Raw genomic sequence first — 23520 nt, 5'->3', positions numbered from 1 at the left:
TCGGGTCAGAACGACGCGACCAGGTGTCCGCCGACCGCCAGCATCAGCCACGCCACGGCGGCGACGTAGCCGATGACCAGGATGATCGTGCGGTTACCCACCAGTGCGTCCCGGAACCCCGTGCTCATGGGCAGGTCACCGGACTGCGCGCCCCGCACCACCTGGTACCAGAGCAGCGGCCACATGATGGTCCAGACGACCATGCAGGCAGGGCACAGCGCGACGATGACGTAGAAGCTGGTCCACATCAGGAAGAAGATGAGCGCCTGGCCCAGCACCGTCCCGACCAGCAGCGACATCCAGTACCAGCGCGGGAGCCGTGCACCGACCAGCAGCACGACACCCGTTGTGATGACGACCGGGAACGCCGCAAGACCCAGATAGGGGTTCGGGAAGCCCAGCAGCGCGCCCTGCCAGGAGTCCATCGCGGCGCTGCAGGTGACGAACAGGTTGATGGTGCACGACGCGACCCGGTCGGGATCGATGAACGCCAAGTACTTCTCGACGGCGAGCCACATCGCGGCGCCGAACCCGATGCCGCCCAGCACCACCAGGAGCAGCCCCATGGTCCGGCCGCCGAGCGGTCTGGGCCCCGGCACGGCGAGGTCGTTCTCATCGTTCATCGAGCTCTCCGACGACGTCGTGGTCGTTCCGGTCTCAGTCACCCGCCCAACGCTACCGGCGCAGACTGGGACATTGCTGAGTCCTGGGTCACAAAGTGGTCTCCGCGGGCTGGTGGGCCACCCGCTGCCGCCCGAACGCCAGGATCATGCCGAGCCCCAGCAGGGTGACCACCACTCCGGCCCAGGCGGGCGCCAGGTAGCCCCAGCCGGCGTCGATGACCACGCCCCCGAGGAACGCCCCCGCGCCGTTGGCCACGTTGAGCCCCGCGTGGCACAGCGCCGCACCCAGGGACGACGCCCCGGGTGCCAGGTCCATGAGCCGGGTCTGGAACGCGAGGCCCAGCATCTGCGACGTGACGCCGAGCAGGAACAGCGAGGCCAGGGCGGGCACCACGGAGGAGCCGGTCAGCGCGAACAGCACCAGCGACGCCGCCGTCGCCACGAAGCCGATGATCACCGCGCGCAGCACGCCGCGGTCGGCGAGCCGCCCACCGATCTGCGTGCCCACGGTCATGCCGACGCCGAACAGGGCGAGCACCCACGGCACCGCACCGCCGGGCAGACCGGTCACGCCCGTCATGGTCGGAGCCACGTAGGTGTAGACGGCGAACATGCCGCCGAACCCGATGGCGCCCGCGGCGAACGCGAACCACAGGGGCGCGTTCCGCAGGGTCGCCAGCTCGGTACGCACGGAACGTCCCGGGCCGCCGGCGGCATCGGGGACGAGGCGCCACAGACCCAGCAGCGTGACCAGCCCGAGCGCCCCGATCAGCACGTAGGACGTGCGCCACCCGGAGACCTGGCCCACCCACGTGGACAACGGCACGCCCACGACGTTCGCGATGGTCAGGCCGGTCATCATCATCGCGACGGCCCGCCCCCGCTGGGCCGGGCCCGCGACGGCGGCACCCACGGCCGCGCCGACGCCGAAGAACGCCCCGTGGGGCAGGCCCGCGAAGAACCGCCCCACCACGAGCCAGCCGATGTCCGGCGCCGCGGCGGACAGCACGTTCGCGAGCGTGTAGGCACCCATCAGCACCAGCAGCAGCCGCTTGCGCGACATCCGGGCAGCGGCCACGGTCAGCAGCGGCGCCCCGACGACGACGCCGAGCGCGTACGCCGTGATGGTGTGCCCCACCTGCGGGTCGGTCGCGCCCAGGTCCGCGCCGACGTCGGGCAGCAGCCCCATCGCGGCGAACTCGGTGGTACCGATCGTGAACCCACCGACGGCCAGCGCGACGAGCGCGGGGGCCGCCTTGCGCATCGAGCCCGCGCCGGCCACCTCGTCGGGGGCGTGCTGGGGTGAGCTGGTCGCCATGGGGGTCTCCAGGAGTGTCGTATCGATTCGGGTGACCGTCGGCGACACCGGCGACGAACGAAGGGGAACGGGAGGAGACTACCTCTGCGCGACCCACACGCGGGACGCCGCCAGCAGGCCGAGATCAGCGACCCGCTCGGCCGGACCGGGCAGTGCGCCGGACGCCGGGACGTCGCCGTCCGGCCCCGGACCGTCCGCCGGACAGGTCCAGGACACGGCGACCGTGCCCGCGAACTCGCGCCGCGTCGTGACCTCGACCTGCATGTCCAGGTCCAGGCCGAGCTCCGCGAGATAGCGCAGCGCCTCCGGATCCGCGTCCGAGATGCGCACCACCGTGCCGATGTCGCCCGCGTGCATGGACGACAGCGGCACCGCGTCCGGCCGCACGACCGTTCCGTCGGCCGCCGGGATCGGGTCGCCGTGCGGGTCGCGCGAAGGATTCCCCAGGCGCTCCGCCATCCGCTCGACGAAAACGTCTGAGACCGCGTGCTCCAGCACCTCGGCCTCGTCGTGCACCTCGTCCCAGCCGTACCCGAGCTGGTCGACCAGGAACGTCTCCAGGAGCCGGTGCCTGCGCACCATCATGAGCGCGAGCCGGCGGCCGTCGTCCGTCAGCCGGATCGCGCCGTACCGCTCGTGCTCCAGCAGACCCTGCCCGGACAGGCGGCGCACCGTCTCCGACACGGTGGACGCCCCCACCCCCAGCCGGTCGGCGAGATGCTTGGTGGTCACCTTCTCGTCCGACCACTCCTGGGCGGACCACACCGCCTTCAGGTAGTCCTGGGCGACGGGCGTCAGCTCGGCCGGGTCGGTAGCGATCTCCACGCCCCCGAGCCTAGTTGTCGGTCGGCGACGACGACGGCACCGGACCGGTGCCGGACGTCACACCGTCCGCGGCATCACCCGGAACCTCGTCGGGCAGGGGAACCGGCGGCGGGATCGGCTGCCGCTCGCTCACCGACGCCTCGCCCTTCGGCGTGACCTCGACGAGCTGCCAGTCCACGAACCGGCGCCGCTCCGGGTCGAACCGCAGCACCGTCATCTCCGAGGAGTCGCGCAGCGGTCCCACCGACGTGTTGCCCTTCGTGGCACCGCCGGTGCTCGCGTTCACGTACCGCACGCCGTACCCGACGACGTCCGGCCCGATCCGCTTGTGCATGTGCCCCGAGATCTGGAACGGCACGCAACCCGACTCCAGCGCCGCGTCACCGACGGCCGGCTGGTGGATGAGCAGCAGGTCGACGCGCTCCTCGCCGGTGTACCCGCCCAGCCCTGGCTCCCCGGCGGCCTCGCACGCCACGTCCCGCAGGCGCTCGCCTGCCTCCTCCGGCGTCTCCTCGCGGGCGATCACCGTGCCGCTGCCGATCCGCGTCTCCAGCGGGTCCCGGTCCCCCAGGATCCGCACCCCCTCGACCTCGACGACGTCTCCGTCGAGCACGATCTGGCCGTTCGCCAGCTCCGTCGCCGTGGTCAGGCGGGAGTCGTGGTTGCCGTCCGAGACCACGAACGGGACACCGTCGGGCACGGCCGACGCGAACGAGTCGACACAGACGGACTCCACACTCGTACCGTTGATGGTGGTGTCCCCGGCGTTGAGCATGGCGTCGGGCCCGACCTTCGCGGCGAGGTCCCGGATGAGGGGCGTCATCCCCGTGTTGCAGTGCAGGTCGGAGACCAGGAAGAGCGTCACGTAGTCGGTGCTCTCGGGGCTGTCGGACGCCGTGGGGCCCTGCTCGCCCTCCGCGGCCTCCTGCTCGGCCACCCGCGCGTCCCAGGCCTCGTTCAGCTTCTCCCGCGCTCCGGCGTAGAACACCTCGTTGGCCTGGTACGTCTCCACCAGCTGGCCGCTGTACGTGTCGATGACACCGGCCAGCCGGCCCGTGATGCGCGCCCCCTCCAGGGCGGTCCCCTCGAACACGGGCGAGGCGGGCAACGAGGCCCGCTCGTCGGGCCCTGAGCTCGACGTGGCGGTGCTGGCCACCAGCACGGCGACGAGCACCACGCCGGTGATCTCCCAGGTGCGCGGCACCAGCATCCGGGCAAGGTCCCGCCGTCGGGCGGCGCCCAGCAGGGCCCGCAGACCGAAACCGGCCGCGACCAGCACCAGGGCGGCCGTGCCCGCGCCGCGCGCCGCGTCCCAGACGAGCGCCCATGCCACGGTACGCACCGTCTGCTGCGGGGTGTCGAAGAACTGGAGGTAGCCGTCGAGGTCGCCGGCGAGCGCGTCGAAGCTCGCCGTGTCCACGGCCGAGAGATCGGCGGGGATCTCGTGCACGGTGATCCGCACGCCGAGGTTGAACGGCAGCGGGGAGTCCGTCACGACGGTGCCGAGCGGACCGAGGTCGGCGAGCAGCCTGTCGTTCGCGGTGACCCCGTACGTGGCCTCGTGCGGGCCGAGGCTGAGGTCTGCCTTGGCGGTCGTGATCCCGAACGTCAGGCACACGACGGCTGCGGCCACACCGGCGAGGGTCCAGCGCAGCCAACGGGGCGGGTTCGTGCGGCTCATCGGCCCTACCTTTTCATGGGCGGCGGCCGCTGCGTGCCGCCGCTCCGGGTGGTGGGCTCGGTGGGTCGGGTGGGCTGGGCGCGGGGGTCCGGCGATCCGGCGGGCTGGTGGGCTGGTGGGTCGGCGGTCCGGCGGGTCTGGCGGGCTGTGGGGTCGGTCGCGCTCGGTCATCCGGCACCGGGCGCGCCGAACCGCAACATAACGACGACCCCGGACGCCGAACCGCAGAGAACACGTCACCAACCGCCCGTTGAGACATGCAACGTTCGGCTCGACGGCCAGGTCCACGCTTAACGTGCGGCTCGGCGACCGGTCCCGTTGCTGGCTGTGCCGAACCGCAGGCTGCGAGTCGATGAGCCGGCACCATGCGCGCCGAACCGCAACATAACGACGACCCCGGACGCCGAACCGCAGAGAACACGTCACCAACCGCCCGTTGAGACATGCAACGTTCGGCTCGGCGACCAGGTCCACACTTAACCTGCGGCTCGACCCAGGCTCGACCCCAGGCTCGACCCCAGGCTCGACCCCAGGCTCAGACATCCAACTTGCGGCTCGACGGCCCGGCGGCTCGGCGCTCGGCGCCAGGACCGGCACGATGGCCCGGTGTTCGCCCTCGAGTCGGTCTGGCGCCCGGCCGCACCCGTGGCGCAGGTGTGGCCCCTGCTCGCCGACCCCCGGTTCACCTGGCCGGACTGGTGGCCCGGGCTGACCGCCGCCGCGACCCACTCCGTCGTCGGACCGGACGGTCTGGCCGCACCCGGGACGTGGGCGCACCTCCGCGTCCGCAGCCCGCTCGGGTACGCATTGCGGTTCCGGCTCGACCTGGTGCGCACGACGGCGCCGTCCGACGGCGAGCCCGGCCGCGCGGGCCTGGACGTCTCGGGCGACCTGTCGGGCCGCGCCGACGTGACGGTGTCCGCGACGGCTACCCCCGGCGCCACCGAGGTAACGCTCCTCTGGCAGGTGTCCCCCGTACCTGTCTGGTTCCGCGCCGCTGCCCGAATCAGCCCCGGACCGCTGGCGCGCGCGCACGCACACGTGATGCGGGCGGGCGAACGCGGCCTGGCGGCCCGACTGGCCACGTAGCATCTGACGGCACGGCTGCCACGAAGCCCCGCCAGCCCCGAGCCGACCGGACGGGGCCGGTCAGCCCGCCTTCTGGGACTTCGACTTCGGCTTCGACCTCGGCTTCGACCGCGACTCGGACTTCGAACCGGACTTCGACTTCGACTCCGCGACGCTGCGCTTGAGCGCTTCCATGAGGTCGACCACCTCCGCGCCCTCGCCCTCCTCCTCGGCCGCCTCGCCGAACGTCGCCGCCGTGTCGACGGTCTCGCCCGCCTCGAGCTTCGCCTCGACGAGCTTGCGCAGCTGCACCTGGTACTCGTCCTCGTAGTCCTCGGGCGTGAAGTCGGCCTCGAAGCTGCTGACGAGCTGCGCCGACATCGTGAGCTCCTTGTCGGAGATCTTCGCGGGCTCGTCGAGGGACGGAAAGGCTGCCTCACGCACCTCGTCGGCCCAGAGGAGGGTCTGCAGCACCAGCACCTCGTCCCGCACCCGCAGGGCGGCCAGCCGGGTGCGCTGGCGCAGGGCGAACTTCACGATCGCCGTGCGGTCCGTCTCCTCCAGCGTGCGACGCAGCAGCACGTAGGCCTTCGTGGACTTGGAGTCAGGCTCGAGGTAGTAGGTCCGGTCGAACATGATCGGGTCGATCTGCTCGCTGGGCACGAACTCCACCACCGAGATCTCGCGGTCCCGTTCGGCCGGGAGATCGGCGAGGTCCTTCTTGGTGAGCACCACGGTGCGCTCGCCGTCGTCGTAGGCGCGGTCGATGTGCTCGTACGGCACCACTTCGCCGTCGATCTCGCACACGCGCTTGTATCGGATGCGTCCACCGTCGGCGTCGTGTACCTGGTGCAGCGAGACGTCATGGTCCTCGGTCGCGCTGTACAGCTTGACCGGAACGTTGACGAGGCCGAAGGTCACGGCGCCCTTCCAGATCGCCCTCATCCTTCTATAGTGCGCCCCAAGCGCACTACATGCCCAGGTTTCGGTCTGGACCGACGTCGGAGGCCGGTGTCAGAGGCCGGAGCGGTCCAGCTTGGCGCAGAGCTCGGCGTTGGAGGGTTCCACGAGGTGCTCCCCGTCGGGGAACACCAGGACCGGGATGGTCTTTCGCCCGGTCAGCGCCTCGGCCTCGTCCGCTCGGGCCGGCTGCGCGGCGAGGTCCACGTACACGTAGCTCACGCGGCGCACGTCCAGCACCGCCTTGCTGCGGCGACAGTCACGGCACCACTCGGCGCCGTAGACGGTGAGCTGCTCAGGGCGGGCGATCGACGAGGTATCGCCGGCAGTCGCCCGGGGCGCTGCGAACACGTCGATCGCGAGGTCATCCGAAATCACTCGCCGGAGCCTAGCGGAGATCCCGCAGCCGTCACGACCACGAGGCACGTGATCTCGCTGACCCTGGGCGAGGTGCCCCGACCGACGGCACGATGGTGTGATGGCGTCCACGCAGCAGACGGTCATGGTCGACGGGCACCGCCTCCGCCTGAGCAACCTCGACAAGGTGCTCTTCCCGGCGTCGGGGACCACCAAGGGCGAGGTCCTGCACTACCTGACCCAGGTCGCTCCCGTGCTGCTGCCCCACGCCGCCAACCGGCCCGCCACGCGCAAGCGGTGGCCCGACGGCACGGGCGGGCAGATGTTCTTCCAGAAGAACCTCGACGCCTCCACCCCCGACTGGGTCAAGCGACGGTCGATCCAGCACAAGACCTCGGCCAACGACTACGTGCTGGTCAACGACCTCGCGACCCTGACCTGGCTGGGCCAGACGGCGACCCTCGAGCTGCACACCCCGCAGTGGCAGTTCGGCCGTACGGGGGCCCGCCTCGACCCCGACCGCCTGGTGCTCGATCTCGACCCCGGTCCCGGCGCGGGCCTGGCCGAGTGCGTACAGGTCGCCCGGTGGGCACGAGAGATCCTCCAGGGCATGGGCCTGGACCCGTATCCCGTGACGTCGGGCTCCAAGGGCATCCACCTGTACGCGGCGCTCGGCAAGGCGCAGGACACCCGCCTCGACTCCGACGCCGTCTCCGCCGTCGCGCACGAGCTCGCCCGCTACCTTGAGTCCGAGCACCCCGACCTCGTCGTCAGCGACATGAGCAAGAGCCTGCGCACGGGAAAGGTGCTGGTCGACTGGTCGCAGAACAACGGCAACAAGACCACCATCGCGCCCTACTCCCTCCGGGGCCGCGACCGGCCGTGGGTCGCGGCGCCCCGCACCTGGGCAGAGCTCGACGACCCGGAGCTCGCCCAGCTCACGCCGGACGAGGTCGTCGCCCGGGTCGAGGCCGACGGCGACCTCCTCGCCCCCCTCCTCGAGGGCCATCTCTCCGCACTGGAGCCGACGCCGGAGCGCCTGGCCACCTTCGAGAAGCTGGAGACCTACCGGGCCAAGCGCGACCCCGCCAAGACCCCCGAACCGTTCGGACCCGAGTCGGACGCCGCACCGGGCGCCGCACCCGGCTTCGTCATCCAGGAGCACCACGCCCGCCGCCTCCACTGGGACTTCCGCCTGGAGCACGACGGCGTGCTCGTCAGCTGGGCGCTCCCGCGCGGCGAACCGACCGACCCCGCCAAGAACCACCTGGCCGTGCAGACCGAGGACCACCCGCTGGAGTACGGCTCGTTCGAGGGCACCATCCCGAGCGGGGAGTACGGGGCCGGCGAGGTCACCATCTGGGACTCCGGCACCTACGAGCTCGAGAAGTGGCGGGACGACGAGGTGATCGTCACCCTCCGCTCCGCCGAGCGCGGCGCCCGGCGTCTGGCCCTGATCCGCACGGGCGGCCGCGACGGCGACGCGGAGAACAACTGGCTGATCCACCTGACGAAGGCCCAGCCGGGCGCGCCCGCGAGCGGTGGATCGTCGCCCGCCCGCAAGGCGCCGTCCCGGCGAGAGCCCAGCGCCCGGCCGCAACGCGCACGGCGCCCCATGCTTGCCACCACCGCGGCGCCCGGCGAGCTGATCCAGCCCGACGACTGGATGTTCGAGATGAAGTGGGACGGGTTCCGCGCCCTCGCCCACGTCCCGGACCCCGATACGGTGCGCCTGGTCAGCCGCTCCGGCCAGGACCTCACAGTCACCTTCCCCGAGCTGGTCGCGCTCGCCGGCCAGGTGGACCCAGCCCGGCTGCCCGTCGTGCTCGACGGCGAGATCGTCGCCCTCGACCGCGACGGCCGCCCCGACTTCCGCCGGCTGCAGCAGCGCGCCAACCTCCGCAAGGAGCGCGACGTCGCACGCGCCCGGGCCCGCGTCCAGGTGGACCTCATGCTCTTCGACGTCCTGCAGGCCGAGGGCGACAGCGTCACCGAGCGCCCCTACACCGAACGGCGCGAGCTGCTGGAGACCCTCCTCACCGCCCACGCCCCGATCCACCTCCCGCCGGCGTTCGACGGAGACCTGGACGCCGCCATGCACACGTCGCGCACGCTGCGGCTCGAGGGCGTGGTCGCCAAGCGCCGCACCTCCACCTACGCCGAACGGCGCTCGAGGGAGTGGCTCAAGCTCAAGCACAGCGCGATGCAGGAGGTGGTGATCGTGGGCTGGCGCCCGGGCCGGGCGAACGCCTCCGTGATGGGCTCGCTGCTCATGGCCGTACCCGACGACGGCGAGACGGGGGACGGCCTGCGCTACGTGGGGCGGGTCGGTACGGGCTTCACCGAGCGCGAGCGCCGGGAGATCACCGCCCGGCTGCAGAGCATGGAGCGCAAGACGCCCGGCGTGCTCGGGGTCCCGGCGGAGGACGCGTCGGACGCTCGCTGGGTGACGCCGAAGCTGGTGGGCGAGGTGACGTACGCCGACTGGGCCGAGGGCAGCGGCAAGGCATCCGGCGAGCGGCGGATGCGGCACTCCGTGTGGCGCGGCTGGCGTCCGGACAAGTCGCCGGAGGACGTCGAGGTCGAGGCGCCGGGTCAGGGCTGAGGCCGACGCCACCGCCTCCCGTGCGGCGCGGGCCGCGCCGTGGTCGCTTGGCACACTTTTACAGCATTACTCCCCTTTCGCGCAGCGCCGTCGTACGGTGTTGTGCGACGGACGGAGGACATAGATGTTCAGACACCCCCAGCGTCTGGCCGCCCCGACGGCCATCCTTGCCGCGCTCACGCTCGCGGCCGTCCCGGCGACAGCCGTCGCCGCACCAGGAGCGACCCCCAGCAGCTCCCCCGCGCAGCAGCTCGCCCACGGTCTGCGCGACCCTTTTCCACAGATCGAGCTCCCGGACCGGATCGACCTGCCCGACGCCTTCCAGCCCGAGGGCATCACGACCGCCGGCCCGTTCGCGTGGTTCGGCTCGCTCGCCGACGGCGACATCTACCGTGCCGATCTCCTGACCGGCGAGGGCGAGGTGATCAGCCAGGGCCCCGGTACGCCGTCGGTGGGGCTCACCGTGGACGTGCGGGACCGCCTGTTCGTCTCCGGTGGCACCGGGGGCGACGCTCGCGTCGTCGACGGGCGCACGGGTGAGGTGCTCGCGACGTACGACCTCGGCGGTGGCTTCGTGAACGACGTCGTCGTGACGAAGGACTACGCCTACTTCACCGACTCCCAGCGTCCGGTGATCCACCGGCTGCACCTGGGCCCGGGCGGCAGGCTCACCGACACGTTCGACCAGCTGGCGCTGCACGGCGAATGGGAGCAGGTCGACGGGTTCAACGCCAACGGCATCGCGACGTCGCCCGACGGCAAGTCCCTGCTGGTCGTGAACTCGACGACCGGTCGCCTCTTCCGGGTGGACCCGGACAACGGCCATGCCCACCAGGTGGACCTCGGCGACGACAGCCTCGCGAACGGCGACGGCATGCTGCGGACCGGGCGCACGCTCTACGTCGCCCAGAACACCCGCAACCAGGTGGCGACCGTACGGCTCGACCGCGCGGCGTCAACCGGGCGGGTCGTCGAGACCCGGACCAGCGACGACTTCGACACGCCCACCACCATCGCCCGCTTCGCCGGTGCGCTGTACCTGCCCAACGCCAGGTTCACCACGGTGCCGGAGGACGACACCGAGTACTGGGTCACGCGCCTGCCGTTGCACTGACGGGCATCCCGCTGACGGGTGTCTTGTCGCGCCGGAGGATCCCGCCCACCTGGCGGTCGCGGAATACCTGCGTCCGCCAGGTGGGTTGTCGCTGGCATGCGAGCCATCACGTATTCGACGTTCGGCGGCGCCGACGTCCTCGAGCTGACCGAGCAGCCGGACCCGCACATCGGCCCGGACACACTGCTGGTGCGAGTCAGGGCCGCCTCGGTCAACCCGGTCGACTGGAAGGTCCGGCAGGGCTACCTGGCGGGCCTGATCGACACGGTGTTCCCGGCGATCCCCGGCTGGGACGTCGCGGGTGTCGTCGAGCAGGTGGGGCTGGACACCCCTGAGTTCGAGGTCGGCGACGAGGTGTACGGGTACGTGCGCAAGGACACGGTGCAGGGCGGCACGTTCGCCGAGCTCGTCGCCGCACCCGTGCGCACCCTGGCCCGCAAGCCGCCGTCCCTGAGCTTTGAGGAGGCCGCGGCGGTCCCGCTCGCCGGTCTGACCGCCTATCAGACGATCCAGCGGGCCGGGGTCGAGGCTGGACAGACCGTGCTGGTGCACGCCGCGGCCGGCGGCGTCGGAGCGTTCGGCGTGCAGCTCGCCACGGCGCTGGGCGCGCGCGTCATCGGCACCGCGAGCGAGGGCAACCACGAGTTCCTGCGCGGGCTCGGCGCCGAGCCCGTGACCTACGGCGACGGCCTGGTCGACCGGGTCCGCGCGCTGGCGCCCGACGGCATCGACGTCGCCCTCGACTTCGCCGGCGGCGGCGCCGTCGCCGCCAGCGCCGAGCTCCTGGCCGACGGCGGCACCATCGCCTCGATCGCCGACGCCACCGCCCGCAGCGAGCACGGCGGGCACAGCATCTGGGCGCGCCCCTCCACCGCCGACCTCGACGCGCTCACGGCGCTGTTCGCCGCCGGCAAGCTGTCGGTCGAGCTCGCTCAGGTCTTCGACCTGGCCGACGCCGCGGACGCGCACCGGGCCAGCGAGACCGGGCACACCCGCGGCAAGATCGTCGTCCGCGTATAGGTCTCCTTGCCCGACGCGGGTGGTCGGTAGAACGTCAGGTGATCGGCATCCCGAGTTGCCGATCACCTGACGTTCTACCGACCACGCAGGGCCGCGCCGGCCCTCAGCCGTACACCGGCGGGTAGCCGACGGTGCCACGCAGCGTGGGATCCGCCGGATCGTAGGCCGGGAGCAGGTACACCTGGGCCGCCTCGGGAGGAGCCCAGTCCGGCAGGCGCATCTCGATCCCGTGGTCCCGAGCCGGACGGAAGCCGAGCGAGCCGTAGTACTTCGGGCTGCCCTCCAGGACCACCAGCGGTTCGCCGGCCTGCTCAGCACCCGCCAGGGCCGCCCGCACCAGGGCCGCGCCGATCCCCCGGCGCTGGTGCCCCGGGCTGACCGCGAGTGGTGTGAGCATCGCCGCCGGACGCTCGCCCGCGTCACCGGTCAGGGTGCAGCCGTCGATCATGACGCAGCCGACCACCTCGTCGCCCGACACCGCGACCAGCGCCGTCGCCGGGCGGTAGGTCCAGGACGCCCGGATGCGGTCCACGCCGTCGGCCACCTCGTCGTCGCCGAAAGCAGCGACCAGCACCTGCCGGATCGCGTCGAAGTCCTCCGGCCGTTCGGGCCGGACCTGCCAGCCGGTCACGCCGGGGCGTCCTCGGACGCAGCCTGCTCCGCGACCTCGGCCTGCGAGCGGAGGATGCAGAACTCGTTCCCCTCCGGGTCGGCGAACACCACCCAGCCGGAGCCGGGGCCGTACTTCCCGCGCCGATCGGCCAGCACCGTGGCACCGTGCGCGATCACGCGCTCGATCTCCGTGTCGCGCAGGTCGGCGCGCGGACGCAGGTCGAGGTGCAGCCGGTTCTTCGTCGTCTTGCCCTCCGGCACCTCGATGAAGAGGACGTTCACGCCCGCGCCGTCAGGGTCGGTGATCATGCACTCGTCATGGCCGGGCAGGTTCGGGTCGCCCGGCACGTCCACATATCCGAGGACGGGCTTCCACCACTCGGAAAGGGAGTACGCGTCGGAGCAGTCGATGGTGAGGTGCGAGATGAAGGCAGCCATCTTCGGACCCTGACACACCCGACCCGCCACCTCAACGATTTTCTCCGCCGCGGGACTCTCTTCCCGAGTGGTCGGTAGAACGTCAGGTGATCGGCCGCTCGGGCTACCGATCACCTGACGTTCTACCGACCACTCGACCTACCGACCGGGCCGGCCGGGCCGGCGGGGCCCGCGGGGCCGGTGGGGTGGGGGTGGGAGGAGACGGAGCGGGGTCAGGGCTGCACGCACGTCTTCCGGTATGTGGCGGAGCACCCGGGCGAGAGCTGGGCCCGCACCGTCCGACGCCGTCACGCGAACGATCCCCCAGCGTTCCTCCCGGAGATGGTCCTCGCGACGCTTCTCGTCGAACAGCGCACGGCCCGCATCGTGGCGAGGTCCCAGCGCCCCGGCGACGTACTTCACCCGCCCGTCGAACTCGGCCAGCAGCCGGAACGCCTCCCAGCCCAGGTCCGCCCGGAACTCGCCGTGCGGGGTGCGCACCCGCAGCTGTGTGGTCGGTCGCGGCAGCCCGGCTCGCAGGACCAGGTAGCGCAGCCAGGTCTCCCACGCCGACTCCGCTCCCGGGTCCGCCAGGTCGAGCACCAGGAGCGCCCGACGGCGGCCCCGTACGTCCCGCATCCCCGCCACGATCTCGCGAGCAGATCCAGCATCCATACCGAGGGCCAGCGCGTGGTCCACGATGACGAGCGCGAGCAACGGGTGCAGCGAGACGCAGCAATCCGCGACGGTGCGCGCCAGGCTGGTCACCGGCACACCGGCCACGCTGGTCCACTCGTGATCTGGGAGCGACAGACGGTGCCGCGCGATATCGGGGGCGGATGCCGACGAGGCCCGGTACGCCTGGATGACGTGGACGCGATCGGGCAGCCGCCACAGGCGCAGCCCGTGCAGCACGGCGGCCGACTCGTGGCTCACCACGGCACGGCGGAGCTGGGAGCTCACAGCGAGGACACGTGCGACCGCGCGGTCCCTGGCGTCCTGGTACGGGTCACCGGTCCCGTCCCGCCGAGCGCGGTAGGCACCTCGGCGGATCCTCTCCATCCTCTGGTCCCGCACGGCGCGGCGCAGCGCCTCGCGATCGTGCTCGCGGGCCAGGACTATCTCCGTGTCGTTCACAGAGCGAGGTTCGCTCAGATCCGGACCGGCGTGCCGCCTCCGATGCGCTGGCTGTGCACAACACGCCGAAACCAGGCCCTGTGGTCGCGCTAGTTCCCGCGCGACGCCTGCAGCCCGGCCCAGTACTACGGCCCAGGGCCGGGTGGTCGGTAGAACGTCAGGTGATCGGTAGCCCGAGCGGCCGATCACCTGACGTTCTACCGACCACCCGGTTCCCGGCCCCCAGGGCGGGTCAGCCCGGCGCGGAGCGGCCCTGGCGCCAGTAGCCCACGAAGTCCACGTACGCCTTGGGCACACCGCGCTCGTTGACCAGGTGCCGTCGCGCGCCGGTCGCCAGCGACGACTCGCCGACCGCGAACGCGTACACCTCGGTGCCCAGACGGGCAAGGTCCAGGCCGCGCAGCTCCGCGAGCGCCGCCTCGCCCAGGACGGCCCCCGCAGCGTCCCCGGCGGCGCCGCCCTCGCCGGCCCCCGGGTCGCCGTCGGACCGGACCACCCAGCGTCGCTCGACGCCGGGCGGCGTCCGGAACTCCTGCTTGTCCGCGGCCGTGGGGACCTCGATGACGGCGATGCCGCGGGCGTCGTCGGGGAGGGACTCACAGATGCCCGCGACGGCGGGCAGCCCGGACTCGTCGGCGACCAGGAGCGTCCAGTCGTGCGCGTGCCGCGGGTTGTAGGTGACGCCCTGGTCGAGGATGCCCACCCGCATACCCGGGTGCGCCTCCTGGGCGAAGCCGGCGCCGGGCCCGGCCGCCGTGGGGTGGTCGTCGGGGCCGGCGTGGAGCACGAAGTCGACGTCGATCTCGTTCAGGTCGGGTCGTGCGGCGCGGACGGTGTAGTTGCGCACCCAGGGCCGCCGGGCCTTCGGCGTGGTGAGGTACTCGGCGTACCAGAGCCCGGACGTGCGCGTCGGCAGGCGCAGCATGTCCTGACCCGCCCGGGGCAGGAAGAGGCGGAACCACTGGTCGTAGCCGGCCGGCGTGAGCTGGGCGAGCTCGTCACCACCGAGGGTCACCCGCATCATGCTCGGCGTGATGCGCTTGGTGTTGACGACGTCGGCCATCACGACGTGCGGGTCGACGGCTCGGCGTCCCTTGAATCCCATGCACTGAGGTTAGGCACACCTAACTAGGTTTGACCAGGGTCTGCTCCGGATCGGCCCGGCTCGTGTTGCGGATGCCGACCAGGGACAGCAGCCCCCCGACCACCAGGAGGGCCGCGGTCACCAGGAGGGCACGGTGGAACGAGGCGACGTCGAGCACCCCACCGGTGATGATGCCCGCGAACGCCACCGTCACCAGGCCGGCCACCCGCGCGACGGCGTTGTTCACCGCCGAGCCGATGCCCGCGTCCTGGGTGGGGACGGCCCCCAGGATGGCCGCCGTCAGGGGCGCCACCGTGATCGCGAGGCCGAGCCCGAACACGAGCTGACCGGGCAGCACCTGCGTGGGGTAGAAGGCGGTCTCGTCGATCGCGAGCATGAGCAGGTACCCGGCCCCGGCCACGAGGGGGCCCACCGTCATGAACAGCCGCGGCCCGTACCGGCCGGCGAGCGTGCCGAACCAGGCGGACAGCAGGATCATCGCGAACGTCGTGGGCAGCTGCGCCACCCCGGACCACGTCGCGGAATACCCGGCGACCTGCTGCAGGAACAGCGTGAGCACGAACCCGCCGAGCGAGAGCGCCCCGTAGATCGCGGTGGTGGCCAGGTTGCCCCACGCGAAGTTGCGCGCCCGGAACAGGCGCATCGGCAGCATCGGGTCGGCCGCCCGCCGCTGGTAGAGCACGAAGGCCACCAGCATCGCGGCGCCCGCGACCACGGGCACCAGCACACCGAGCGAGGTCCACCCGAGCCGCTCCCCCTCGATGAGGCCGAACACGACGCCCGCCAGACCGAACGCGGCCAGCACGGCACCCGGCACGTCCACCCGGCGTCCCGGCTCCCCCGGCGCCGCCGGTACCCCGCGCAGCAGCCAGAGGGTCACGGCGATGACGGGCACGTTGATCCAGAACACCCAGCGCCAGGACACGAAGTCGACGAGCATGCCCCCGACGAACGGGCCGACGATCATCGCGGCCGTCGTCCACGACGTCCACCGGCCGATGGCGCGGGCCTGCGCCTCGCCGCTGAACGTCGCCACGATCAGGGCAAGGGAGCTCGGCACCAGCAGGGCACCTGCCACCCCCTGGAGCGCACGCGCGATGACGAGGACGGGCCCGGTCGGCGCGAGCGCGCACAGCACCGAGGCCGCCGCGAACCCGACGAGCCCGACCGCCAGCACCCGACGGCGGCCGTACACGTCGGACACCGAGCCGGCCACGAGCATGAGGGCGCCGAGCGTCACCAGGTACGCGTCGACCACCCACTGCTGCAGGGCCAGCCCTTCCACGCCGGGCCCGCCGAGCTCCCGCGCGATCGCCGGCAGCGCGACGCTCACGACCGTCCCGTCGAGGAACGACACGAACGAGCCGAGCACGGCGACGAGGAGCACCCGTCTCTGGAGCGTGGTCACGGGCCACACGCTATGCCCAGCCACCGACACCCGCCCCGTCGCCGGCCGGCGACTTCGTCCGGCGCCGGATGTCGGGCACGATCACGTCATGGACCTGACGATCCGGCCCGCGACCCCCGACGACGCCGCGGCGTGCGCCGACATCTACGGCCACTACGTGCGCCACACCCACATCAGCTTCGAGTCGGACCCACCGAGCGGCGCGGAGATGGCGCGGCGCATCGCGAGCTGCTCGGCCCGGCACGCATGGCTCGTCGCGCAGGAGACCGAGGGCGGGGACGTCGTCGGCTTCGCCTACGGCGCGCCGTACTCCCCGCGCGAGGCCTACCGGTGGTCGGTCGAGACCAGCGTCTACCTGGAGGCCGGCCGACGGCGGACGGGGGCCGGCCGGGCGCTGTACGAGGCGCTCTTCGAGCGTCTCGCCGAGCGGGGGTACCGCCGGCTCGTGGCAGGCCTGGCCCTCCCGAACGACGCCAGCCTCGGCCTGCACACGGCGCTGGGCTTCGAGGTGGTGGGCACCCTGCGCGCGATCGGCTGGAAGCACGGGCAGTGGCACGACGTCATGCGCCTGCAGAAGGATCTCGCACCCCACCTCGACGGCGCGCCGCCCACGGCCCGGCCCACCCTGCCATGAGCGGCCAGGCGCCACGGGCGGGCGCCTGAACTACCTGCTCAGGGCACCGTCGTCAAGCCCGCGCTGCGATCATCGCGCACCGGCCGTTCGCGGCAGGATCCGTCCATGGACAGCACCGTCCGCGTCGCGACACCAGACGACGCCGCAGCCTGCGCCGCGATCTACGCCCCCTTCGTCGCCGACTCGGCAGCGACCTTCGAGACGAGCCCGCCGGACTCCCGCGAGATGACCCGCCGCATCGAGCGGTTCTTCGGCCGGGAGACGTGGTTGGTGCTCGAGACGGCGGGTGCCGTGGCCGGCTTCGCCTACGCCAAGCCGTTCGCGGACCGTCCGACGTTCCGCTGGACACTTGAGACCAACGTGTACGTCGCCGCCGACCACCAGCGGCGGGGAGGCGGTCGCGCCCTCTACGACACGCTCCTGGCACGGCTCGCACACCGCGGGTACCACCGCGCCGTCGCGAGCATCGTGCTGCCGAACGACCCGGCGATCGCCCTGCACGAGGCGGCCGGCTTCCACCGCGCGGGCGCCTTCGAGAAGATCGGCTGGAAGCTGGGCCAGTGGCACGACGCCGTGCTCTTCCAGCGCGACCTCGTGTCCGACGACGGCATCACCCCCGGCGACCGCACGGCCGACGCCGAGCTGCCCGGCCTGCTCACGCCCGAACCGCTCGAGGTCACCCGCACGCCGCTGCTCCGGCCCCACCCCGCCGAGGACCTGGTCGCCTACTTCGGCGACTGAGCCGGAGGCGCAGCGCAGGGTGCGGGCCGAGGGACGAGGCACACGCCCGGAGCGGAGCCGCAGGCTCAGGCGCCACGAACGGAGCCTGAGCCGGAGCCGAGCGGCTGCCACCACTGCCGCCCCTGACCCCTCCCGCCGCACCCGGACGTTCTAAGGTCGCCTGCATGAGTATTACCGTGCGCCCCGTCGAGTACGCCGACCAGCCCGACTACACCCGCCTCGGCGGCGAGGCGTTCGGGGTGCCCGAGGGCGGACGTCCCCTGCCGACCCGCGAGGAGTGGGCAGCCTCGGGCTTTCGCGAGTGGGGCGCGTTCGACAGCGACGGCATGGCCGCGCGCCTGCGGGTGTACGGGTTCACGTCGTGGTTCCACGGTGCCCGTGTCGCGACGGCGGGCGTCGCCGGGGTCGCCGTCGAACCGGAGCGTCGCGGCTCCGGCCACCTCGCGCGCCTGTTCGGCACGGCCCTCGACGAGGCACGCGAACGCGGTGACGCGATCTCCACGCTCTACCCGAGTGCGCCGGGCATCTACCGGCGCCTCGGGTACGAGGTGGTGGGCTCGTTCGACGACGTCGACGTGCCGCTGCAGAGCCTGAGCCGCGTGAGCGCGCCCGACGGCGTCGTCACCCGCCGGGCCGGCATCGCGGACTTCGACGCGATCACCGCCCTGCACCACACGTGGGCGTCCGCGCAGAACGGCCCGGTCTCCCGGGCGGAGAAACCGTTCTGGACCCCGCCGGAGAAGCTGTTCGCCGACTACACCGGCGTCACGCTGGCTGTCGACACCGCGGGCGAGGCGGTCGGCTTCGCGAGCTGGATCCGCGGCGAGGGGTTCACGCCCGCGACCGCCGTCATGGAGGTCGACGACCTCATCGCCCTGACGCCCGGCGCCGCCCGCGCCCTGTGGCGCACGATCGGCAGCTTCTCGACGGTGGTGGGCACGGCGCGGGTCTCGACGTCCGGCCTGGACCCCGCGTGGCTGGTGCTGCCCAGCCTGACCACGACGGTGCACTCGGCCCACCCGTACATGCTGCGGGTGCTGGACGTGGCCGCAGCCCTGGGCGGCGTGCGGTCGCCGCTCGAGGGTGCGCGCGTGCCGTTCGCGGTCCGCGGCACGCCCGACCTCGACGGTGCCTGGACGCTCACCGTGTCCGCGGGGGCCACCCACGTCGAGCGCGACACCGTCCCGCTCGAGGACGCGCACCACGAGCGTCCGGTCCTGAGCCCGAACGGGCTGGCGCTGCTGTACGCGGGGGCGCAGTCGGCGGGCAACCTGCGGTTCGCGGGCCACCTGACCGGGCCGGCCGGGCACGACGCCGTCCTGACCGCCCTCTTCTCGGGTCGACAGGTCCACGTCCGGGACTACTTCTGACCCACGCCGGTCCCGTCCGCCGGCCGGTCGGCCGTTCAGCGGGCGGGCCCATACTGGGGCACGTGAACATCCCGGTCGCCTGGTCCGTCGTCCTGATCCTCACCGCCGCGTGGAACCTGCTCATCTGGCCGCGGTTCTGGCAGCGCATCGTCGCCGACCCCCGCTCCCGGGACGCCGACGGCCGCGCGACCACGTTCCTCACCGTGCACAGCGTGCTGATCGCGGTCTCGCTCGCCCTGGCCCTGGCGGTCGGCGTGCTGGGCGTGCTCACCCTGCTCTGACCGGTGGGTTGTCACCATACCTGGAGGTAGGTATGGTGCGGGCATGAGCACGGACACGGCACGAGACCGCCTCGTCAGCGCGGCGCAGGGCCTCTTCGCCGCGCAGGGCGTCGGCGCCACCAGCCCTCGCGCGGTGCTGACGGCGTCCGGCGTCGGCCAGGGCAGCCTGTACCACCACTTCCCCACCAAGCACGACCTCGCCGTCGCCGCCGTCGGCGCCACCGTGGACCAGGCGCTCGCCCAGGCGATGCGGACCCTCGACAGCAACTCCCCCGCCATCGAACGCCTGGTCGCCTACCTCGAGCGGCCGCGCGACGCGCTGGCCGGCTGCAAGGTCGGCCGCCTCACGGCCGACGAGGCGGTGATGGACGACGAGGGCCTGCGCGACGTGCTCGACGCCTACTTCGTGCGGCTGCTCGGCGTCCTCACCGACATCTTCCGCGAGACGGGCCTGCCCGGCGACGTCGCCCGCGACCGCGCGCACGCCGCCCTCGCGATCATCCAGGGCGGGTACGTCCTGGCCCGCGCCCTGCAGGACCCGGACGCCCTGTCCGCGGCGGTACGCGGCTTCGTCGGCCTGCTCGACCAGAAGGAGCACCCATGACCTTCCGCGAGCGCCTGCGTGCGCTGCCCACGTTCGCCCGGCCCGGGCTCCCCGAGCTCGACCCGGAGGCCGCGCCGCCCACACCGCACGAGCTGTTCGTGGCCTGGATGGACGACGCGATCGACGCCGAGGTGCTCGCCGCGCACGCCGCGACACTCTCGACCGCGGACGCCGCAGGGCACGTCCACGCCCGCACGCTGCTCCTGAAGGACGTGACGGCGGACGGCTGGTGGTTCGCTTCGCAGTCGACGAGCCCGAAGGGGCACGACCTGGCGGTCAACCCGCACGCGGCCCTGACGTTCTTCTGGCCGGAGCTGGGCCGCCAGGTCAAGGTGACTGGGAGCGCGGCGCCGGCCGAGCCGGAGGCGAGCCGTGCCGACTTCCTGGCACGCCCGGACGTCTCGCGGGCCGCGGGCCTGGTCAACCACCAGAGCGAGCCGCTGGCGTCCCGGCAGGAGTACGAGCAGGCGTTCGCCGAGGCTCTGCGCGCCGTCAGTGCCGACCCCGAGCTGGTCGCCCCGGACTGGACCGCGTACGTGGTCACCCCCACGGCTGTCGAGTTCTGGCAGGCGCCCGATTCCGGTCCGCACGCCCGCCTGCTCTACCAGGCGGAGGCGGACGGCTGGACCACCGGGCTGCTCTGGCCCTGACCTTGTCGACCCCGAACCGAAACCACCGGAGGTACACCACCGTGACGAGCACCAGCACCGATCCCGTCCCGCACGCCCTCGCCGACTCGACCGCGGCGCTGGAGGCGCTGCTGCCCGCCGTCGGCCGGCTCACCGAGGCCGACCTCGCCGGGCCGTCGCCCCTGCCGGGGTGGACCCGTGGACACGTCCTGTCCCACATCGCGGGCATCGGGGGCGCGATGCTGCGGCAGACGGAGGCCGTCGAGCGCGGCGAGGTGGTGCCCGTGTACGCGAGCCAGGAGGCGCGCGAGGCCGGGATCGAGGCGGGTGCAAGGCGCACGGTCGCGGAGCACCTGGCGGTGCTCGAGCGCCTCGGTGCGGACCTCGCGGGGGCCTGGCCGGAGCCCGGCTCGCCGCTCTGGGCCGCTCCGAGCGGCTATCGCGGTGGACCGCTGTCCGGCTGCCTGCTCGCCTGGTGGCGGGAGGTCCGGATCCACGCGGTCGACGCGCTGGCGGGGACACCCGAGGCGGTCGGGTACGAGACCTGGGACGACGCCCTGTGCACCCATCTGGGCGAGTTCCTGGCGGTGCGGCTGCCCGACGGCGTGACCGTCGCCGACCTCGCCGGGGACCCGCGGGACGTCACGGCGTGGCTGGCCGGACGCGTCCCGGGGACGCCGCTGCCGGGCGACCTACCGGAGCTCGGCCCCTGGCCGTCCGCCGTGCCGGCCCGGTGACGGAGGTCACCGCCAAGAGCACGTGATTCGTGCCACAGCGCTCGTTCCGCTTTTCACAAGCCCGCTATCGTTCTTGACGTGACTTCTTACCTCCAGACAGCCCCGCGTCCCACCGAAGAGGTTGACGTCGCGCTGATCGGCGGAGGGATCATGAGCGCCACGCTCGGCGCGCTGCTCACGATCCTCGAGCCGACCTGGCGTATCGGAATCTACGAGCGCCTCGACGAGGTAGCACTCGAGTCGTCGAACCCGTGGAACAACGCGGGCACCGGCCACTCCGCGCTCTGCGAGCTGAACTACACGCCGCAGCGCAAGGACGGTTCCGTCGACATCTCCAAGGCGGTGACGATCAACGAGCAGTTCCACACCTCGCGCGAGTTCTGGAACCACCTCCTGACCGCCGGCCTGATGGAGGGCACGGACTTCATCAACGTCACGCCGCACATGACGTTCGTGCGCGGCGCCGACAACGTCGACTTCCTGCGGCGCCGCTACGAGGCGCTGAGCGTGCACCCGCTGTTCAGCGACATGGAGTTCAGCTCGGACCCGGCCGTCATCGGCAGCTGGGCACCGCTGATGACCCTGGACCGCGACACCGACGAGCCGGTCGCGGCGACGCGCGCCGCCGCCGGGACCGACGTCGACTTCGGCTCGCTCACGAAGAAGCTGGTCGACTTCGCAACCGCGCACAACACCGAGCTGCACCTGAACCACGAGGTGCGGGGCCTCAAGAAGCTGCGCGACGGCCGCTGGCGCCTCGCTCTGCGCGACCGCTCCTGGAACGCCGGCACCCGCGGCCGTACCGTCACCGCGAAGTTCGTCTTCGTCGGTGCGGGCGGCGGCGCCCTGCCGCTCCTGCAGGCGTCGGGCATCAAGGAGGCACGCGGTTACGGCGGCTTCCCGATCTCCGGCGAGTTCCTGCGCACGGACCACCCGGACCTCGTCGCCCAGCACCAGGCCAAGGTGTACGGCAAGGCCGACGTCGGCGCGCCGCCGATGTCGGTGCCCCACCTGGACACGCGCATCGTGGACGGCAAGAGCTACCTGATGTTCGGCCCGTACGCCGGGTTCAGCCCCAAGTACCTCAAGAAGGGCAAGTACCTGGGCCTGATCACGTCGCTGCGCCTGCACAACATCTTCTCGATGCTGGGCGCCGGCGTGAAGAACCTGGACCTCACGAGCTACCTGGTGGGTCAGGTCGCGGCGGCGCCGGAGACCAAGTTCCACGAGCTGCAGCGGTTCATGCCGACCGCGCAGCCCGGCGACTGGGAGAAGATCACCGCCGGCCAGCGCGTCCAGGTGATCAAGTGGGTCAAGGGCAAGGGCGGCGTGCTGGAGTTCGGCACCGAGGTCGTCGCGGCCCAGGACGGTAGCATCGCCGGTCTGCTGGGGGCCTCCCCGGGCGCCTCGACGGCCGTCTCCGCCATGACCGGGCTGCTGGAGCGCTGCTTCCCCGCCAAGTACGACGAGTGGAAGCCGCAGCTCACGTCGATGATGCCGAGCCTCGGCGGCGGCGCCGACTACGACGCCACGGAGCTCACCGGCGGTGCCGACCGGCGGGTCGCCGCGGGGGCCTGACCCCGACGCACGCCTGAACCCGACGAGCGCCTGAGCTCGACGAACTGAGGAGCGGTCGTCTCATCGGACCTGATGAGACGACCGCTCCTTTCGTTGGCACGTGCGGGCGGCGGAGCCGACGTCCGACGGCGGTCAGGCCGCCATCCGCACCGGGGGACGCCCCTCGGTACGGACCACGGCGCTCGGCCCGGCCGAGCGTCCTGCCCGGACCGTCACCAGGACGCCGGCCGACGCCGCGGCGAACGAGAACGCCCCGAAGCCGGTGGACCAGCCGTTCAGGTCGACCGTCAGGGCGAAGACCACGATCGCCGCCAGGGGCACGAGCATGCCGACGAGCACGGAGACGCGGGGCAGGCGTAGTGCCCGCGCCGTCCGCGCGACACACCAGCCGACGACGGCCCAGGTGAGCAGCGTGAGGACGGCGCCACCGTACGAGGCGAACAGCTCGCCGGCGTTGTGGGCGCCGTCGGGCGGCCCGAAGTAGAAGAGCTCGGTGGTCGCGACAAGCACCAGGAACCCCACGATCGCGACCGATCCGGTCACGAGAGAGCGTGTCAACACTCGGCCTCCGCACTGAGGGACTACACCGGACTTTCCTGGCGTACCCCTTTATACCAACTCGTTACCGCGCCATGTCAGCGCGTCACCTTCAATTCACCCACACATGACGACCGGAACGCAAAGATCGCCGGCGCT

The 23520-nt window shown here is 72.3% G+C and carries 24 protein-coding genes; 12 read left to right on the top strand and 12 right to left on the bottom strand.

Translation table 11 applies throughout. The features are described from left to right. Positions 1-5: 5 nt before the first annotated feature. The 4 genes from ACFSL2_RS24350 to ACFSL2_RS24335 all read right to left on the bottom strand — a co-directional run bounded on the left by ACFSL2_RS24350 (position 6) and on the right by ACFSL2_RS24335 (position 4447). Positions 6-665: a vitamin K epoxide reductase family protein gene (locus ACFSL2_RS24350; protein WP_377200310.1), complete on the bottom strand. Its 660-nt coding sequence runs from the start codon at positions 663-665 to the stop codon at positions 6-8. A 46-nt stretch (positions 666-711) separates the two neighbouring features. Further along, positions 712-1941: an MFS transporter gene (locus tag ACFSL2_RS24345; RefSeq protein WP_377200309.1), complete on the bottom strand. Its 1230-nt coding sequence runs from the start codon at positions 1939-1941 to the stop codon at positions 712-714. A gap of 78 nt (positions 1942-2019) precedes the next feature. Beyond that, positions 2020-2766, bottom strand: coding sequence for a metal-dependent transcriptional regulator (locus ACFSL2_RS24340; protein WP_377200308.1), 747 nt, complete (start codon positions 2764-2766; stop codon positions 2020-2022). Positions 2767-2776: 10 nt separating this feature from the next. After that, complete coding sequence (locus ACFSL2_RS24335) at positions 2777-4447, bottom strand: metallophosphoesterase family protein (RefSeq protein WP_377200307.1); 1671 nt, start codon at positions 4445-4447, stop codon at positions 2777-2779. A gap of 606 nt (positions 4448-5053) precedes the next feature. Between ACFSL2_RS24335 and ACFSL2_RS24330 the strand changes: the two genes are divergently transcribed. Beyond that, positions 5054-5536 (top strand): SRPBCC family protein, encoded by a 483-nt coding sequence (locus ACFSL2_RS24330; protein WP_357467912.1) that lies wholly within the window; start codon positions 5054-5056, stop codon positions 5534-5536. A gap of 60 nt (positions 5537-5596) precedes the next feature. Here the strand turns inward: ACFSL2_RS24330 and ku are convergent, their stop codons facing one another. Together ku and ACFSL2_RS24320 are read right to left on the bottom strand one after the other, a co-directional pair. After that, positions 5597-6460 carry a non-homologous end joining protein Ku gene (ku, locus tag ACFSL2_RS24325; protein WP_377200306.1) on the bottom strand — a complete coding sequence of 288 codons (864 nt, stop codon included), beginning with the start codon at positions 6458-6460 and terminating at the stop codon, positions 5597-5599. 69 nt (positions 6461-6529) lie between these two features. Beyond that, a complete protein-coding gene (locus ACFSL2_RS24320) occupies positions 6530-6853 on the bottom strand; it encodes a glutaredoxin family protein (RefSeq protein WP_377200305.1) in 324 nt (107 codons plus the stop codon). Positions 6854-6953: 100 nt separating this feature from the next. Here ACFSL2_RS24320 and ACFSL2_RS24315 point away from each other — a divergent pair, with 100 nt between their 5' ends. The 3 genes from ACFSL2_RS24315 to ACFSL2_RS24305 all read left to right on the top strand — a co-directional run bounded on the left by ACFSL2_RS24315 (position 6954) and on the right by ACFSL2_RS24305 (position 11571). Then, on the top strand, positions 6954-9437 hold the full coding sequence (locus ACFSL2_RS24315) for an ATP-dependent DNA ligase (protein WP_377200304.1): 2484 nt from the start codon (positions 6954-6956) through the stop codon (positions 9435-9437). Between the two features lie 124 nt (positions 9438-9561). Beyond that, positions 9562-10551 carry an SMP-30/gluconolactonase/LRE family protein gene (locus tag ACFSL2_RS24310; RefSeq protein ID WP_377200303.1) on the top strand — a complete coding sequence of 330 codons (990 nt, stop codon included), beginning with the start codon at positions 9562-9564 and terminating at the stop codon, positions 10549-10551. Positions 10552-10647: 96 nt separating this feature from the next. Continuing rightward, the gene (locus ACFSL2_RS24305) at positions 10648-11571 is read left to right on the top strand and encodes an NADP-dependent oxidoreductase (RefSeq protein ID WP_377200302.1); all 924 of its coding nucleotides are present in this window, start codon (positions 10648-10650) and stop codon (positions 11569-11571) included. Positions 11572-11674: 103 nt separating this feature from the next. Here ACFSL2_RS24305 and ACFSL2_RS24300 read toward each other — a convergent pair whose 3' ends face one another. From ACFSL2_RS24300 to ACFSL2_RS24280, 5 genes are all read right to left on the bottom strand, one after another. Further along, positions 11675-12202 carry a GNAT family N-acetyltransferase gene (locus ACFSL2_RS24300; protein ID WP_377200301.1) on the bottom strand — a complete coding sequence of 176 codons (528 nt, stop codon included), beginning with the start codon at positions 12200-12202 and terminating at the stop codon, positions 11675-11677. Continuing rightward, a complete protein-coding gene (locus ACFSL2_RS24295; protein ID WP_377200300.1) occupies positions 12199-12621 on the bottom strand; it encodes a VOC family protein in 423 nt (140 codons plus the stop codon). Before ACFSL2_RS24295 ends, ACFSL2_RS24300 begins: the two co-directional genes overlap by 4 nt. 138 nt (positions 12622-12759) lie before the next feature. Then, a complete protein-coding gene (locus ACFSL2_RS24290) occupies positions 12760-13737 on the bottom strand; it encodes a hypothetical protein (RefSeq protein WP_377200299.1) in 978 nt (325 codons plus the stop codon). A 232-nt stretch (positions 13738-13969) separates the two neighbouring features. Further along, complete coding sequence (locus tag ACFSL2_RS24285) at positions 13970-14842, bottom strand: siderophore-interacting protein (protein WP_377200298.1); 873 nt, start codon at positions 14840-14842, stop codon at positions 13970-13972. Positions 14843-14861: 19 nt separating this feature from the next. After that, complete coding sequence (locus ACFSL2_RS24280) at positions 14862-16250, bottom strand: MFS transporter (protein WP_377200297.1); 1389 nt, start codon at positions 16248-16250, stop codon at positions 14862-14864. Between the two features lie 88 nt (positions 16251-16338). On the opposite strand from ACFSL2_RS24280, the gene ACFSL2_RS24275 reads away from it, so the two are divergent. The 8 genes from ACFSL2_RS24275 (at position 16339) to mqo (ending at position 22824) form a co-directional block, all read left to right on the top strand. Next, a complete protein-coding gene (locus ACFSL2_RS24275; RefSeq protein ID WP_377200296.1) occupies positions 16339-16884 on the top strand; it encodes a GNAT family N-acetyltransferase in 546 nt (181 codons plus the stop codon). Positions 16885-16989: 105 nt separating this feature from the next. Then, positions 16990-17625, top strand: coding sequence for a GNAT family N-acetyltransferase (locus tag ACFSL2_RS24270; protein WP_377200295.1), 636 nt, complete (start codon positions 16990-16992; stop codon positions 17623-17625). A gap of 164 nt (positions 17626-17789) precedes the next feature. Beyond that, entirely contained in the window at positions 17790-18995 is a 1206-nt protein-coding gene (locus ACFSL2_RS24265; protein ID WP_377200294.1) for a GNAT family N-acetyltransferase, read from the top strand. 62 nt (positions 18996-19057) lie between these two features. Continuing rightward, positions 19058-19276, top strand: coding sequence for an SCO4848 family membrane protein (locus tag ACFSL2_RS24260; protein ID WP_377200293.1), 219 nt, complete (start codon positions 19058-19060; stop codon positions 19274-19276). Between the two features lie 43 nt (positions 19277-19319). After that, entirely contained in the window at positions 19320-19880 is a 561-nt protein-coding gene (locus ACFSL2_RS24255) for a TetR/AcrR family transcriptional regulator (protein ID WP_377200292.1), read from the top strand. Next, on the top strand, positions 19877-20530 hold the full coding sequence (locus ACFSL2_RS24250) for a pyridoxine/pyridoxamine 5'-phosphate oxidase (RefSeq protein ID WP_377200291.1): 654 nt from the start codon (positions 19877-19879) through the stop codon (positions 20528-20530). Before ACFSL2_RS24255 ends, ACFSL2_RS24250 begins: the two co-directional genes overlap by 4 nt. Positions 20531-20571: 41 nt before the next feature. Beyond that, positions 20572-21246 carry a maleylpyruvate isomerase N-terminal domain-containing protein gene (locus ACFSL2_RS24245; RefSeq protein ID WP_377200290.1) on the top strand — a complete coding sequence of 225 codons (675 nt, stop codon included), beginning with the start codon at positions 20572-20574 and terminating at the stop codon, positions 21244-21246. 78 nt (positions 21247-21324) lie between these two features. Then, positions 21325-22824, top strand: coding sequence for a malate dehydrogenase (quinone) (mqo, locus tag ACFSL2_RS24240; RefSeq protein ID WP_377200289.1), 1500 nt, complete (start codon positions 21325-21327; stop codon positions 22822-22824). A gap of 132 nt (positions 22825-22956) precedes the next feature. Here the strand turns inward: mqo and ACFSL2_RS24235 are convergent, their stop codons facing one another. Continuing rightward, positions 22957-23385, bottom strand: coding sequence for a hypothetical protein (locus ACFSL2_RS24235; RefSeq protein ID WP_377200288.1), 429 nt, complete (start codon positions 23383-23385; stop codon positions 22957-22959). Positions 23386-23520 lie beyond the last annotated feature (135 nt).

This window comes from Promicromonospora aerolata, from assembly GCF_042682255.1.
Classification (GTDB): Bacteria; Actinomycetota; Actinomycetes; order Actinomycetales; family Cellulomonadaceae; genus Promicromonospora; species Promicromonospora aerolata.
The sequence above is the reverse complement of the archived record's forward strand: the minus strand, read 5'-3'. Positions and strand labels throughout refer to the sequence as shown.